General features: G+C 69.7%; 12 protein-coding genes and 2 tRNA genes. 5 read left to right on the top strand and 9 right to left on the bottom strand.

What is annotated here, in order from left to right; translation table 11 throughout:
* Positions 1 to 46: 46 nt before the first annotated feature.
* The 5 genes from clpX to OHS81_RS24615 all read right to left on the bottom strand — a co-directional run bounded on the left by clpX (position 47) and on the right by OHS81_RS24615 (position 4,841).
* Complete coding sequence (clpX, locus tag OHS81_RS24635) at positions 47 to 1,330, bottom strand: ATP-dependent Clp protease ATP-binding subunit ClpX (protein WP_328386842.1); 1,284 nt, start codon at positions 1,328 to 1,330, stop codon at positions 47 to 49.
* A 169-nt stretch (positions 1,331 to 1,499) separates the two neighbouring features.
* The gene (locus OHS81_RS24630) at positions 1,500 to 2,177 is read right to left on the bottom strand and encodes an ATP-dependent Clp protease proteolytic subunit (protein WP_328391389.1); all 678 of its coding nucleotides are present in this window, start codon (positions 2,175 to 2,177) and stop codon (positions 1,500 to 1,502) included.
* A 65-nt stretch (positions 2,178 to 2,242) separates the two neighbouring features.
* Entirely contained in the window at positions 2,243 to 2,845 is a 603-nt protein-coding gene (locus tag OHS81_RS24625; RefSeq protein ID WP_030283915.1) for an ATP-dependent Clp protease proteolytic subunit, read from the bottom strand.
* Positions 2,846 to 3,142: 297 nt separating this feature from the next.
* Positions 3,143 to 4,531, bottom strand: coding sequence for a trigger factor (tig, locus tag OHS81_RS24620; RefSeq protein WP_328386841.1), 1,389 nt, complete (start codon positions 4,529 to 4,531; stop codon positions 3,143 to 3,145).
* Positions 4,532 to 4,764: 233 nt separating this feature from the next.
* Positions 4,765 to 4,841: transfer RNA gene (locus tag OHS81_RS24615), tRNA-Pro, on the bottom strand.
* Between the two features lie 182 nt (positions 4,842 to 5,023).
* Here OHS81_RS24615 and OHS81_RS24610 point away from each other — a divergent pair.
* Both OHS81_RS24610 and OHS81_RS24605 read left to right on the top strand, forming a co-directional pair.
* Positions 5,024 to 5,094 (top strand) — tRNA-Gly (locus OHS81_RS24610).
* A gap of 114 nt (positions 5,095 to 5,208) precedes the next feature.
* Entirely contained in the window at positions 5,209 to 5,595 is a 387-nt protein-coding gene (locus OHS81_RS24605; protein ID WP_328386840.1) for an arsenate reductase family protein, read from the top strand.
* A gap of 52 nt (positions 5,596 to 5,647) precedes the next feature.
* Here the strand turns inward: OHS81_RS24605 and OHS81_RS24600 are convergent, their stop codons facing one another.
* Positions 5,648 to 5,842 carry a hypothetical protein gene (locus OHS81_RS24600; protein ID WP_030082107.1) on the bottom strand — a complete coding sequence of 65 codons (195 nt, stop codon included), beginning with the start codon at positions 5,840 to 5,842 and terminating at the stop codon, positions 5,648 to 5,650.
* Between the two features lie 617 nt (positions 5,843 to 6,459).
* On the opposite strand from OHS81_RS24600, the gene OHS81_RS24595 reads away from it, so the two are divergent.
* Positions 6,460 to 7,638, top strand: coding sequence for an acyltransferase family protein (locus OHS81_RS24595; protein ID WP_328386839.1), 1,179 nt, complete (start codon positions 6,460 to 6,462; stop codon positions 7,636 to 7,638).
* A 110-nt stretch (positions 7,639 to 7,748) separates the two neighbouring features.
* Here the strand turns inward: OHS81_RS24595 and OHS81_RS24590 are convergent, their stop codons facing one another.
* A complete protein-coding gene (locus tag OHS81_RS24590) occupies positions 7,749 to 8,894 on the bottom strand; it encodes a PP2C family protein-serine/threonine phosphatase (RefSeq protein ID WP_328386838.1) in 1,146 nt (381 codons plus the stop codon).
* Positions 8,895 to 9,021: 127 nt separating this feature from the next.
* Between OHS81_RS24590 and OHS81_RS24585 the strand changes: the two genes are divergently transcribed.
* Positions 9,022 to 10,251, top strand: coding sequence for a GNAT family N-acetyltransferase (locus tag OHS81_RS24585; protein ID WP_328386837.1), 1,230 nt, complete (start codon positions 9,022 to 9,024; stop codon positions 10,249 to 10,251).
* Between the two features lie 25 nt (positions 10,252 to 10,276).
* Here the strand turns inward: OHS81_RS24585 and OHS81_RS24580 are convergent, their stop codons facing one another.
* Together OHS81_RS24580 and OHS81_RS24575 are read right to left on the bottom strand one after the other, a co-directional pair.
* Positions 10,277 to 11,098, bottom strand: a complete 822-nt coding sequence (locus OHS81_RS24580) for an Fpg/Nei family DNA glycosylase (protein WP_328386836.1) — start codon at positions 11,096 to 11,098, stop codon at positions 10,277 to 10,279.
* A 70-nt stretch (positions 11,099 to 11,168) separates the two neighbouring features.
* Complete coding sequence (locus OHS81_RS24575; protein ID WP_328386835.1) at positions 11,169 to 11,654, bottom strand: ribose-5-phosphate isomerase; 486 nt, start codon at positions 11,652 to 11,654, stop codon at positions 11,169 to 11,171.
* Positions 11,655 to 11,864: 210 nt separating this feature from the next.
* Here OHS81_RS24575 and OHS81_RS24570 point away from each other — a divergent pair, with 210 nt between their 5' ends.
* A complete protein-coding gene (locus OHS81_RS24570) occupies positions 11,865 to 13,379 on the top strand; it encodes an amino acid permease (RefSeq protein WP_328386834.1) in 1,515 nt (504 codons plus the stop codon).
* Positions 13,380 to 13,417 lie beyond the last annotated feature (38 nt).

Genomic DNA, 13,417 nt, shown 5'->3' with positions numbered 1-13,417 from the left:
CAGCGCGATCGCTGCCGGGCGGCTCTTGTGGTGCGTGCGGGAACGCCTACGCGCTCTTCTCCTGCGGCTCCCCCGACTCGCCGCGGTTGCGCGGCACCAGGGTCGGGTTCACATTCGAGTGCACGACGTCCTCGGTGATGACGACCCGGGCGACGTCCTTGCGGGACGGGATTTCGTACATCACCGCCTGGAGGACTTCCTCCATGATGGCGCGCAGACCGCGGGCGCCGGTGCCGCGCAGGATGGCCTGGTCGGCGATGGCCTCCAGGGCCGGGCGGTCGAAGTCCAGCTCGACACCGTCGAGTTCGAAGAGGCGCTTGTACTGCTTGACGAGCGCGTTGCGCGGCTCGACCAGGATCTGCAGCAGGGCCTCGCGGTCGAGGTTGTGGACCGAGGTGAGGACGGGGAGGCGGCCGATGAACTCCGGGATCATCCCGAACTTCACCATGTCCTCCGGCATGACGTCCTGGAGCTGGTCCTTGGACTCGATCTCGCGCTTGGAGCGGATCGTGGCGCCGAAGCCGATGCCCTTGGCGCCGGACCGGGCCTCGATGATCTTCTCCAGGCCGGCGAAGGCACCGCCGACGATGAAGAGCACGTTGGTGGTGTCGATCTGGATGAATTCCTGGTGCGGGTGCTTGCGGCCGCCCTGCGGCGGGACCGAGGCGGTGGTGCCCTCCAGGATCTTCAGCAGCGCCTGCTGGACGCCCTCGCCGGAGACATCGCGGGTGATCGACGGGTTTTCGCTCTTCCGGGCGACCTTGTCGATCTCGTCGATGTAGATGATGCCGGTCTCGGCCTTCTTGATGTCGAAGTCCGCGGCCTGGATCAGCTTGAGGAGGATGTTCTCGACGTCCTCGCCGACGTAGCCGGCCTCCGTGAGCGCCGTGGCGTCGGCGAACGCGAAGGGGACGTTCAGCATCCGGGCGAGGGTCTGCGCGAGCAGGGTCTTGCCGGAGCCGGTCGGGCCGAGCAGCAGGATGTTGGACTTGGCGAGCTCGATGCCCTCCTCGCCGCGGCCGGGGCCGTTCTCGCCCGCCTGCACCCGCTTGTAGTGGTTGTAGACGGCGACCGACAGCGCCTTCTTCGCGGGCTCCTGGCCGACGACATAGCCGTTCAGGAACTCGTAGATCTCCCGCGGCTTGGGGAGTTCCTCCCACCGCACCTCGGAGGTCTCGGCGAGCTCCTCCTCGATGATTTCGTTGCAGAGGTCGATGCACTCGTCGCAGATGTACACACCAGGTCCCGCGATGAGCTTCTTCACCTGCTTCTGGCTCTTTCCGCAGAATGAGCACTTGAGCAGGTCGCCGCCGTCACCGATGCGTGCCACGAGGTGCTTCCCCTTCGCCTGGGATCCGCATTGCTCCACGGACCCGGGTGCTTGCCTATCGACGGTACCTTGCCGGGCCCCCCGTTCGGGCCCCCCTTGGACCGACTCGGTTCACTCGATCCGATTCCGGTCCAAGGGGGCAACGTTCCGGCTCACTTCGCGAAGATCGTCACCCGATGGAGACGGACGACTTCCGCGTCGAGACGATCTGGTCGACCAGACCGTACGCCAGGGACTCCTCGGCGGTCAGGATCTTGTCACGCTCGATATCGTCCCGGATCTTCTCGATCGGGGTGGTGGAGTGCTTGGCCAGCAGCTCCTCCAGCTGCGAACGCATCCGCAGGATTTCGTTGGCGGCGATCTCCAGGTCGGAGACCTGGCCGCGGCCGGTCTCGCTGTAGGGCTGGTGGATCAGCACCCGGGCGTTCGGCAGCGCCATCCGCTTGCCGGGGGTACCGGCGGCGAGCAGCACGGCCGCGGCGGAGGCCGCCTGGCCCATGCAGACCGTCTGGATGTCCGGCTTCACGAACTGCATCGTGTCGTAGATGGCCGTGAGCGCCGTGAAGGAACCGCCCGGGCTGTTGATGTAGATCGAGATGTCCCGGTCCGGGTCCATCGACTCCAGGCACAGCAGCTGCGCCATGACGTCATTGGCCGAGGCGTCGTCGATCTGCACGCCGAGGAAGATCACGCGCTCCTCGAACAGCTTCGCGTACGGGTCGTACTCGCGCACGCCCTGCGAGGTGCGCTCGACGAAGCGCGGGACGATGTAGCGGGATTCGGCGCGCGGGCCGGAAAACTCGGACTCCGCGCCCTGGGAGAGGCCGCTGCCGGGGTAGTTGTTCATCGTGGTGTTCACCGTCCTGGTGGCGATCAAGTGGGCTGGGGGCTGTAGGGCGAGTGGTACGGGGCTCAGGCCCCGGTGCCGCCCCCGCCCGGAACGCCGGCGGCGGAGGTCATCACATCGTCGATCAGGCCGTACTCCTTGGCCTCATCGGCGGAGAACCAACGGTCGCGGTCCGAGTCCTGGGTGATCCGCTCGACGGTCTGACCGGTGTGGAAGGCCGTCAGCTCCGCCATCCGCTTCTTGGTGTGCAGCAGCCGCTCGGCGTGGATCTTGATGTCCGACGCGGAGCCCGCCAGGCCCGCGGAGGGCTGGTGGATGAGGATCTCGGCGTTCGGCAGCGCGAAGCGCTTGCCCGGGGTGCCGGCGCTCAGCAAGAACTGTCCCATGGAGGCGGCGAGGCCCATCGCGATCGTCACCACGTCGTTCTTGATGTACTGCATGGTGTCGTAGATCGCCAACCCGGCCGAGATCGAGCCGCCCGGGGAGTTGATGTAGAGGAAGATGTCCTTGTCCGGGTCCGCGGCGAGGAGAAGCAGCTGCGCGGTGATCTTGTTGGCGATGTCGTCGTCGACCGGCTGGCCGAGGAAGATGATCCGCTCGCCGAGCAGCCGGTTGTAGACCTGGTCGCCGAGGCCACCGAAGGTCGGCTCAGCGGCGGCGGAAGGCATCGGGATCGTCACGTGTCCACCTGCTCGTTGTCGGACGGCTCCAGGCCGTCTCAGCGTCGTCTGCTGGGGCGTGGGGAGGCGGCGCCGTGTGTGGCCCCGGCGCGGTTTCAGGGACTCCCCTGCCCTCGTATCTACGGACCCTAACGCGCAGGTCGGACAACGCCATCCCGCATCGATAACTGTTCGCTGTGAGCGCAGGCTCACGGGGCGGTACGACCACGGGCCCGAACACGCGGACGTGCGTGTTCGGGCCCGTGGTCAGAGAACTGCGCGCAGGCGCAGGGCGGTGTCCGGGGCTCAGGCCTCGGGCTTCTCCTCCGCGCCCGCCTCGGCCTCGTCGGCCTCGGTGACCTCGACCGTCTCGGCGGTCTCGTCCTCGTCGTCGAGCTCGATGACCTCGCCGTTGCTGTCCTTGACCGTGGCGGCCTCGACGACGACCGCGAGGGCCTTGCCGCGGGCGACCTCACCGACGAGCATCGGCACCTGGCCGCCCTCGACGACGGCCTGGGCGAACTGGTCGGGGGACATGCCGGAGGACTGCGCGCGGCGCATGAGGTGCTCGGTGAGCTCCTCCTGGCTGACGTTCAGCTTCTCCTTGTTGACCAGCTCGTCCAGGATGAACTGGGTCTTGATGCCCTTCTCGGCCTGCTCCTTGGTCTCGGCGTCGAACTCTTCCTCGCTCTTGCCCTGGATCTCCAGGTACTTCGCGAGGTCGAGGCCCATCTGGCCGAGCTGGTGGTTGACCAGGTTGTGCTTGCGGGTCTCGATCTCGTCCGCGAGCAGCTTCTCCGGCATCGGCACCTCGACGAGCTTCAGCAGCTCGTCCAGGACCTTCTCCTGCGCCTGGGTGGCCTGGTCGTACTTCTTCATCTGCTCCAGGCGCTTGCGGCTGTCGGCGCGCAGGTCCTCGAGGGTGTCGAACTCGCTCGCCAGCTGGGCGAAGTCGTCGTCCAGCTCGGGCAGTTCGCGGAACTTGACCTCAGTGACCTCGACCGTGACCTCGGCCTCCTTGCCCTCGGCGGAACCGCCCTTGAGCTCGGAGGTGAAGGTGGCGCTGTTGCCGGCCTGCACACCGGTGACGGCCTCGTCGATGCCGTCGAGGAGCTCGCCGGAACCGACGGTGTACGAGACACCCTCGGCGACGCCGTCCTCCAGCACCTCGCCGTCCACCTTGGCCTCGAGGTTCAGCGTCAGGACGTCGCCGTCCTGGGCCGCGCGCTCGACCGGGCTGGTCGTCGCGAAGCGCTCACGCAGCTGCTCGACGGACTTGTCGATGTCCTCGTCCGACACCTCCACGGCGTCGACCTCGACCTCGATGCCGGAGTAGTCCGGGATCTCGAGGGCGGGGCGGATGTCGACCTCGGCGGTGAAGGCCAGCAGCTCGCCGTCCTTCAGCTCGGTGATGTCGACCTCGGGCTGGCCGAGGACGTTGAGCTCACCCTCGTTGACCGCTTCGGTGTAGAACTTCGGGAGCGCGTCGTTGACGGCCTCCTCCAGCACGGCGCCACGGCCGAACCGCTGGTCGATGACCCGGGCCGGGATCTTGCCCTGGCGGAAGCCCTTCACCGTGACCTGCTGGTTGATCTTTTTGTACGCCGCGTCGAGGCTGGGCTTGAGCTCCTCGAAGGGCACCTCGACAGTGAGCCGAACCCGAGTCGGGTTCAGGGTCTCCACGGCGCTCTTCACGGTTCGGTCTCCTTGGGGCTGACTTCTGGGGTTCTGCGTGAGATCTGCCTGTGCCCGGCTGATCCGGGTCGGGCCGATCGCGCCCGGTACACAGACACACGGGCACGCAGCTTGCATAGTAACCGCAAGGAGGATGACGCCCACAACGCGATCTTGAACGGCCGCTCGGATGCGGCGCCGCCACGGCGGGCAAAGGCTCCGCCCGACTCCGTGCTGTCGGGCTGACCTGCTGCTGGTCGGGGTGGCCGGATTCGAACCGACGACCTTCCGCTCCCAAAGCGGACGCGCTACCAAGCTGCGCCACACCCCGTCGGTGCGACACGTAGGGTACATGGCCGCAGGCGGTACGGCTGCCAGTTACCGGGATGCCTCGTGGGGCGATGTGCGGGCGGGGGCGGGCCGTGTGCCTCGTCCGCGCGAGGGGATGTGCGGCGCACCGCCGCGACCCGCTAGGATGCACTGCGTGCCGAGGTCCTGCGACCTGCGGCGCTCGCGGGCGTAGCTCAATGGTAGAGCCCTAGTCTTCCAAACTAGCTACGCGGGTTCGATTCCCGTCGCCCGCTCTCACCAGGAAACCCCGGGCCGGACGGCCTGGGGTTTTCCGCTTTCCGGAACGCGCCGCCGGGTGCCTGCACACCCCTTCGCGCCACCCCCGCGGCCGCCATAAGGTGGCCCGCATGGAGATCTGGCTCAACCCCGCGTGCTCCAAGTGCCGTTCGGCCGTGGAGATCCTGGACGAAGAGGGCGCCCGCTACACCGTGCGCAGATACCTCGAGGACCCGCCGGACGCCGGTGATCTGCGCGGTGTGCTGACGCGGCTGAACCTGGAGCCCTGGGACATCACCCGGACCCAGGAGGACGAGGCGAAGGAGCTGGGCCTCGCCCAGTGGGAGCGCACCGACACCACGCGCGAGCGGTGGATCGCGGCGCTGGCGGCACACCCCCGGCTGATCCAGCGGCCGATCATCACGGCGGACGACGGTTCGGCACTGGTGGGGCGGAGCGAGGAAGCCGTACGCGAGGCAGTGGCACGGACCGGGAGCGGAGAGGCTTCGGTGGGCTGAAACCCCGTGCGGCGCCCGGCACGGGGCCGGCGGACATCCGGAGGCGGACCGCCTAGAAGGTGATGTGGTTGATGGTGTCCGCAATCGAGTTGAGGAACCGGTTGATCGACGGGGCCATGCCCGTGGAGGCAAGGAAGAAGCCGAACAGTATGGCGACGAACGCCGGACCCGCCTTGATCGACTTCCCTCTGATCAGGACGATCAGAATGATCCCCAACAGCAGCACCACTGACAGCGAAAGAGCCACACTGATCACACCCTCGGTCGGAACGCCTCACCGGCCCGGGGGCATGCCGCGCACACCCCCCTGCACCCATCGTGCCACCAACTCCATGCCCACTGCAGGCCGGTGACGAATCATCGGCCAACGCTTTGCCCGATTCCAGCCGATGGTGGCCACGGCGCTGCGGCAGGGTGACGCGCGGGCGGCGCGGCGGCACCCGCGCGGCGGCCGCGGGCGAACAGGCCCGCCGCGCCGGGCCGACGCCGGAAATTTCTCCGCCTGCCGCGGCGTCGGCAATTCGCCACAGCTCACCACGGCTATTCCGCCCGGGGCATTCTGATCATTTTCCGGCCCGGGGAATTTCCCGTCCGTGGTATCCGTCACTGCCGCGAAGGGCGCCATCAAGGCTTATTAGCGTTCGGACATAAGACCAAGGAATCGGACATTCCCCTTGAGTCGTTTGCAGGGGATACAGGGCGATTTGGGGGGATGATAGGGAACGAATCGGACAGCTCCGGTGTGGGCTCTCCGCGGCGCTAGCGGATTTTATCCGCGCCCCGTCCGCGGCGGAACCCGAGGAAAAAGAGGAATGACTTCGAGGCGGTTTTACGCATTCGCCGACCGCCGCTATCGTGCCTCCAATGTTTCCCGCTGCCCCGACACCGCGCACCGAACTTCCCCCTGCCCGGGCGGCGGAGGGCTCCGGCCGGCCGGAGCCCACGGACCGGTCGTCCGGCGCGGACGGCGCCGAGGGTGCCGAGGGCGCGGCGCCCCCCGCACCGAAGAGCGATGGCCGCAACGCGTTCTTCGACAACGCGAAGTACCTGGCCATCGTGCTCGTGGCGATGGGACACGCATGGGAGCCGCTGACCGACGGCAGCCGCGCCGCCGAGGCGCTTTACATGACCGTCTACACCTTCCACATGCCGGCCTTCATCATCATTTCCGGCTACTTCTCGCGCAGCTTCGACATGCGCAAGGACCGGCTGCAGCGGCTGGTCACCGGGGTCGCGGTCCCCTATGTCCTCTTCGAGACCGCCTATGCGTTCTTCAAGCGCTGGGCGGACGACGATCCCGGGCACCCCATCAGCCTTCTCGACCCGTGGTTCCTGACGTGGTTCCTGGTGGCCCTGTTCATCTGGCGGCTGACCACCCCGCTGTGGAAGGTCGTCCGCTGGCCGATTCCGCTCGCGGTGGCCATCGCCGTCCTCGCGTCCGTGTCCCCGGACATCGGCGATGATCTGGACCTCCAGCGGGTACTGCAGTTCCTCCCGTTCTTCGTCCTGGGACTGGCGCTGCGGCCCGAGCACTTCAAGCTGGTGCAGCGGCGGGCCGTGCGGATCGCCTCGCTGCCGGTCTTCGCCTGTGCGCTGGTGATGGCCTACTGGGCGGCGCCCCGGATGAGCTCGGCGTGGTTCTACCACCGCGACAGCGCCCAGGAACTGGGCACCACCTGGTGGATCGGCGCGGTGATGACGCTGGCGCTCTTCGGCTGCTCGATCGTGATGACGGCGTGTTTCTTCTCCTGGGTGCCGACCCGGCGGACGTGGTTCACGGTGCTGGGCGCCGGGACGCTGTACGGCTATCTGCTGCACGGTTTCCTGGCCAAGGGCTCGCGGTTCTGGGGCTGGTTCGACGACTACGCCTGGCTGCACTCCCCGCTCGGCGAGATCGCGGTCACCCTGCTCGCGGGAGGCATCGTGACGGCCCTGTGCACCCCGCCGGTCCGCAGGGTGTTCCGCTTCGCGATGGAGCCGACGATGGCCTGGGCGTTCCGGAAGGACCCGGCCGACACGGCGCGGGCCCGCGTCAGCGCCTGAGCGCGCGTCGTCCCGGCCGCCGGCCCGGGCGTCCTTCCCGGGCCGGCAGGACGTCCGCCCCGGGCGCCGGCTCCCTCGTGTGACGCGTCCTCGTGTCAGGCCGCCTCGTGTTACGCGTCCCGGCAGATCAGCAGCAGCGCGCGGTCGTCGTTGACATCCTTGGCGACGGCCTCGATCAGATGCCAGGCGGCCCCGGCGAAACCGCCGGCGACATAGCGGTCTGCCTCGCCGGTCAGCCGGTCGATGCCCTCGGCGATATCGCGGTCGGCGGCCTCGACCAGGCCGTCGGTGAACAGCATCAGGACATCGCCCGGCCGCAGCGTCCCCTTGACCGGGTCGAACTGGGCGCCGTCGAAGACGCCGAGCAGCGGCCCCTCCCCCGGCTTCTCCTCCCAGCGGCCACTGCCGGCGCTGAGCTGGAGGGCCGGCAGATGTCCCGCGGAGAGGAGTTCGTAGTCGCCGGACTCCAGGTCGAGGACGAGATGGATCGAGGTGGCGAATCCCTCGTCCCAGTCCTGGCGCAGCAGATAGCCGTTGGCGGCGGCCAGGAAGCCGTGCGGCGGCAGCGAGCCGAGCAGGCCGCCGAAGGCACCGGACAGCAGCAGCGCGCGGGAGGCCGCGTCCATGCCCTTGCCGGAGACATCGGTCAGCACCACTTCGAGGATCTGACCGCCGTGGGTGCGGGAGGCCACCACGAAGTCGCCGGAGAAGAACTGGCCGCCGGCCGGGCGCAGCGCCATCTCGTGGTGCCAGCCCTCGGGGAGCGCGGGCAGCGTGCTCTGGACCCGGATCCGTTCGCGCAGGTCAAAGAGCATGGTGCCGCCGCGCCGCCAGGGCACCCCGACCCGGCTGCGGAACTGGGCGATCAGCAGGCCGGAGAACCCGACCGCGGCGACGACCAGGACCGTGCCCGGAGTGATCCGTTCCGGCCCTTCGTCGTACGGGCCGAACAGCGCGGCCTCGACCACCAGCGCGGCCGCGGAAGCGGCGTACAGGATCAGGAGGTTGGCCGGCCGCAGCAGCAGTCCGCCGGCGATGACCGGGAGGACCAGCGCCGTCGGGGCGATCCATTCGGGCCACCCGAGAGTGCCCGCGGCGAGGGCGGGTATGGCGAGGAGGAGGACCGCCAGCGCGAACCGGTCGGAGCCGTCGCCGCGGAAGTAGTCGACCCCCGCCTTGCGCACGCCGATGCGGGCCCGGTGCAGGCCTTTGTGCACCCGGGCCGTCAGGGCTTCCGTTCCCTGGCCGGTTGTCATTGTTCTGGGACCTTATCCACCCGTTCGGCGGCGCGTCGATTCGCCGCACGTCGCCCCGGAGAATAGCCGGGAAACGCCGTTCGAAATGCGGTCGCGCGGCCGGAGGGCGCCCTGCTAGGCATGGGCCATGGCAAGCGAATTGCGGACATTGCGGGACGCCGAGTGGGACGACTGGTCACACGCGCTGGAGCGGGCGTTCGGCGGGGTGCCGCCGTCCGAGGAGGTCCGTGCGCTCCGGCGTGCCCTCACCGAGGTCGAACGGGCCGTGGCCATCTGGGACGACGGCGACTGTGCCGGCACGGCCGGGGCCTTCTCCTTCGGGCTGACGGTGCCGGGCGGGGCCGAGGTGCCGGTGGCCGGTGTCACGGCGGTGAGCGTGCGCGCGACGCACCGCCGCCGCGGCCTGCTGCGGTCGATGATGCGGCACCAGCTGGAGGACGTCCGCGAGCGCGGTGAGCCGCTGGCGGTGCTGACCGCCTCCGAACCGGCGATCTACGGCCGGTTCGGCTACGGGCCTGCGACCCAGGACATGGAACTGGCCGTGGACACCGTACGGCTGCCCGCCCCCGACCTGCCCGGCGTGGAGGACGTACGACTGCGGCTGGTCGATCCGGCGGCCGCGGTGGCCGACTGCGAGCGGGTCTACGCCCACCTGGTGCCCGGCCGGCCCGGGATGCTGGCCCGGCGGCCCGGCTGGGAACGGCTGCCCGTGCTGGACGAGCCGGGCAGGCGGGACGGGGCGGGGGTGCTGCAGTGCGTGGTGGCCGAGGCGGCCGGCGAGGTGGTGGGGTACGCGCGTTTCGCGGTGAAGCCGGGGCACGACCACGCCGGGCCGACGGGGACGGTACTGGTCCGGGACGTCGAGGCGCTGGACCCCGTGGGGTACGCGGCGCTGTGGCGCTTTCTGTTCGGGATCGACCTGACGACGTCGGTGTCGGTTCCCGGCCGGCCGGTGGACGACGCGCTGCTGCACCTCGTACCGGACATGCGGCGGTGCGGCATCCGCCTGGAGGAGTCGTTGTTCGTCCGCCCGGTGGAGGTGGGCGCGGCGCTGGCGGCGCGGACGTACCTCACGCCGGTGGAGGTGGTGCTGGAGGTCTCGGACCCGTTCTGCCCCTGGAACGAGGGGCGTTGGCGGCTGTCCGGCGACGCGGAGGGCGCGGTCTGCGAGCGGACCGCGGCCCCGGCCGGTCTGGCGCTGTCGGTACGGGAGCTGGGCTCGGCCTATCTGGGCGGGTTCTCGCTGCTCGCGCTGGCGGCGGCGGGGCGGGTGCACGAGCTGCGGCCCGGTGCGCTGGCGGCCGCCTCGCGGGCGTTCGGGTCGGAGGTGGCGCCCTGGCTGCCGCACGGGTTCTGAGGGCCGGTCCGGCCCGTCCCTGCGGTCAGCCGCCGCCGGTGGACGGCTGGCAGCCCGGGCACCAGAAGAGGTTGCGGGCGGCGAGACCGGCGGTGCGGATCTCGCTGCCGCAGAGGTGGCAGTCCTGGTGGGCCCGGCGGTAGACGTAGACCTCGCCGCCGTGGTCGTCGACCCGCGGCGGGCGGCCCATGGCCTCCGGCAGATGTTCCGGGCGGACGGTGTCGATCCGGTTGTCCCGGACGCCCTCGGCCATCAGGAACACCAGGTCGGCCCAGATCTCGTCCCATTCGGGTCGGGTGAGGTCGCGGCCGGGGCGGTAGGGGTCGATGTGGTGGCGGAAAAGGACCTCGGCGCGGTAGACGTTGCCGACCCCGGCGATGATCTTCTGGTCGAGCAGCAGCGCCGCGATCGTCGTACGGCTGCGGGAGATCCGCTGCCAGGCGCGGGCGCCGTCGTCGCCGGGGCGCAGCGGGTCGGGGCCCAGCCGGTCGTGTATCGCGCGCTTCTCGTCCTCGGTGATCAGTGCGCAGGTGGTGGGGCCGCGGAGGTCCGCGTAGGCGGCCGGGTTCGCGAGCCGGAGGCGCACCGTGTCGGTGGGCGGCGGGGCGGGGGCCGGGCCGAAGCCGAGCTTGCCGAACAGGCCGAGGTGGACATGGACCCAGCGGTCCAGGCCGAAGCCGAGGAAGAGGTGTTTGCCGTGCGCCTCGGCGGTGGTCATGACCTGGCCGTCCACGAGGGCGGCGGCTGCGGCGAACTTGCCCTGGGGGCTGCTCGCCCGTACCGGTGCGCCCTCGAAGCGTGCGCGGTGGTCCAGGGCGAGGCGGTGAATCGTATGCCCCTCGGGCACGGGGGTCCTCCAGTGGGCGCGCCCGCCCGCCCCGGCGGCCGGGGCGGGCGGGCGACGGGACGAACGGGGGTCAGCCCTGCGGGTGGTGGGCAGGGATGGCGGGCAGCTCGCCGGTGGTCTCGTAGGCCGAGAGCATCTCGATCCGGCGGGTGTGCCGCTCCTCACCCGAGTAGGGCGTGCCGAGGAAGACCTCGATGAACCGGGTCGCCTCTTCCCGGGTGTGCATCCGGCCGCCCACGGAGATGACGTTGGCGTTGTTGTGCTCGCGGCCGAGCTTGGCGGTCTCCTCGCTCCAGGCCAGCGCGGCCCGTACGCCCTTGACCTTGTTGGCGGCGATCTGCTCGCCGTTGCCGGAGCCGCCGATCACGATGCCGAGGCTGTCCGGGTCGGCGGCGGTCTTCTCCGCGGCGCGCAGGCAGAACGGCGGGTAGTCGTCCTGGGCGTCGTAGAGGTGGGGACCGCAGTCGACGGGCTCGTGGCCGTGGGCCGTGAGCCACTCGACGAGGTGGTTCTTGAGTTCGAAACCTGCATGGTCGGAGCCGAGGTACACGCGCATGCGATGAGTGTGACACGAGCGGCGGCGGGTAGGCGGCGCTGGGTCTTGCCGGGCTGTGTGCACAGAAAGCGACTCTCCGCCTTCCGCACGCAAGCACAGCGCGAAACTATCCAGGGATTCACACAACAATCCGTCGTCAGACCTTCCAATCAACGGTTAACGAAGATCTAATGCGAGGGATCCATCCGCGAACGCACGAAGGACGGTCACATGGGCGCGCACCCTTCCCCGAGCTCTCCAGGAGCAGGGGGCACCCCCACCTCCACATCGGTCCCCGGCCCCGGCACTCCCGGCGGCGGACCCACCGGGGGGCAGTCGCAGGACGGACTGCAGGCAGGGCTCAAGAACCGCCATCTGTCGATGATCGCCATCGGCGGTGTCATCGGCGCCGGCCTGTTCGTCGGCTCCGGCGCCGGTATCGCGGCCGCCGGGCCGGGCATCCTGCTCTCCTACGCGCTGACCGGCCTGCTGGTCGTGCTGGTCATGCGGATGCTGGGTGAGATGGCCGCGGCCTCGCCCACCTCGGGATCGTTCTCCGCGTACGCGGACCGGGCGCTGGGCCGCTGGGCCGGGTTCACGATCGGCTGGCTGTACTGGTTCTTCTGGTCGGTCGTGCTGGCCGTCGAGGCGACCGCGGCCGCCTCGATCCTCACCGGCTGGGTCCCGGCCGTCCCGCAGTGGGCCTGGGCGCTGCTGGTGATGATCGTGCTGACCGGCACCAACCTGATCTCGGTCGGATCGTTCGGCGAGTTCGAGTTCTGGTTCGCCGGGATCAAGGTCGTCGCGATCGTCGTCTTCATCGTGGTGGGCGCGCTGGCGATATGCGGGCTGCCGCCGGGCGGTGCCCCGGTCGGCACGGAGAATCTGACCGGGCACGGCGGGTTCCTGCCGCACGGTCCCGGCGCGATCCTCTCCGGCATGCTGCTGGTGGTCTTCTCCTTCATGGGCAGCGAGATCGTGACGCTGGCGGCGAGCGAGTCGCCGAACCCGGTGCAGGCCGTCCGCAAGGCCGTCAACAGCGTCATCTGGCGGATCGCGCTCTTCTACATCGGCTCGATCGCGGTGATCGTGACACTGCTGCCGTGGAACGACAAGGCGGTGGAGAAGAGCCCGTACGTGGCCGTACTGGAGTCGCTGGACATCCCGTACGCGGGCACCGTGATGGACGTCGTGGTGCTGACCGCGGTGCTGTCCTGTCTGAACTCCGGGCTCTACACCGCCTCCCGGATGGCGTTCTCGCTCGGTCAGCGCGGCGATGCGCCGAAGTCGTTCGCCACCGTCAACAAGGGCGGGGTGCCGGCGGTCGCGATCTGGGCGTCGGTCGCCTTCGGCTTCGTGGCGACGATCTTCAGCTACACCTCGAAGGACACCATCTTCCAGTTCCTGCTGAATTCGTCGGGCGCGGTGGCGCTGTTCGTGTGGCTGGTCATCTGCTTCTCGCAGCTGCGGATGCGCCGGGTCATCGAGCGGGAGACGCCGGAGCGGCTGACGGTGCGGATGTGGCTGTACCCGGGGCTGACCTACGCGACGATCGGGATGATCGTCTTCGTCATCGGCTACATGTTCTACAACCCGGACGGGCGCCAGCAGATGGTGCTGTCGGTGGTCGCGGCCGTGGTGGTGCTGGCGGTCGGACTGATCCTGGACCGGCGGCGGCCGCGGACGGCCGTGGCGGACGGGGCGGGCGCGCCGGGCGTCGGCGCCGGGGTGACGGACCGGGCGTAGCGCAGGCAGCGCACAAAGGGGCCGGGCCCCGTACGCAC

This window comes from Streptomyces sp. NBC_00400, assembly GCF_036048035.1.
Classification (GTDB): domain Bacteria; phylum Actinomycetota; class Actinomycetes; order Streptomycetales; family Streptomycetaceae; genus Streptomyces.
The sequence above is the reverse complement of the archived record's forward strand: the minus strand, read 5'-3'. Positions and strand labels throughout refer to the sequence as shown.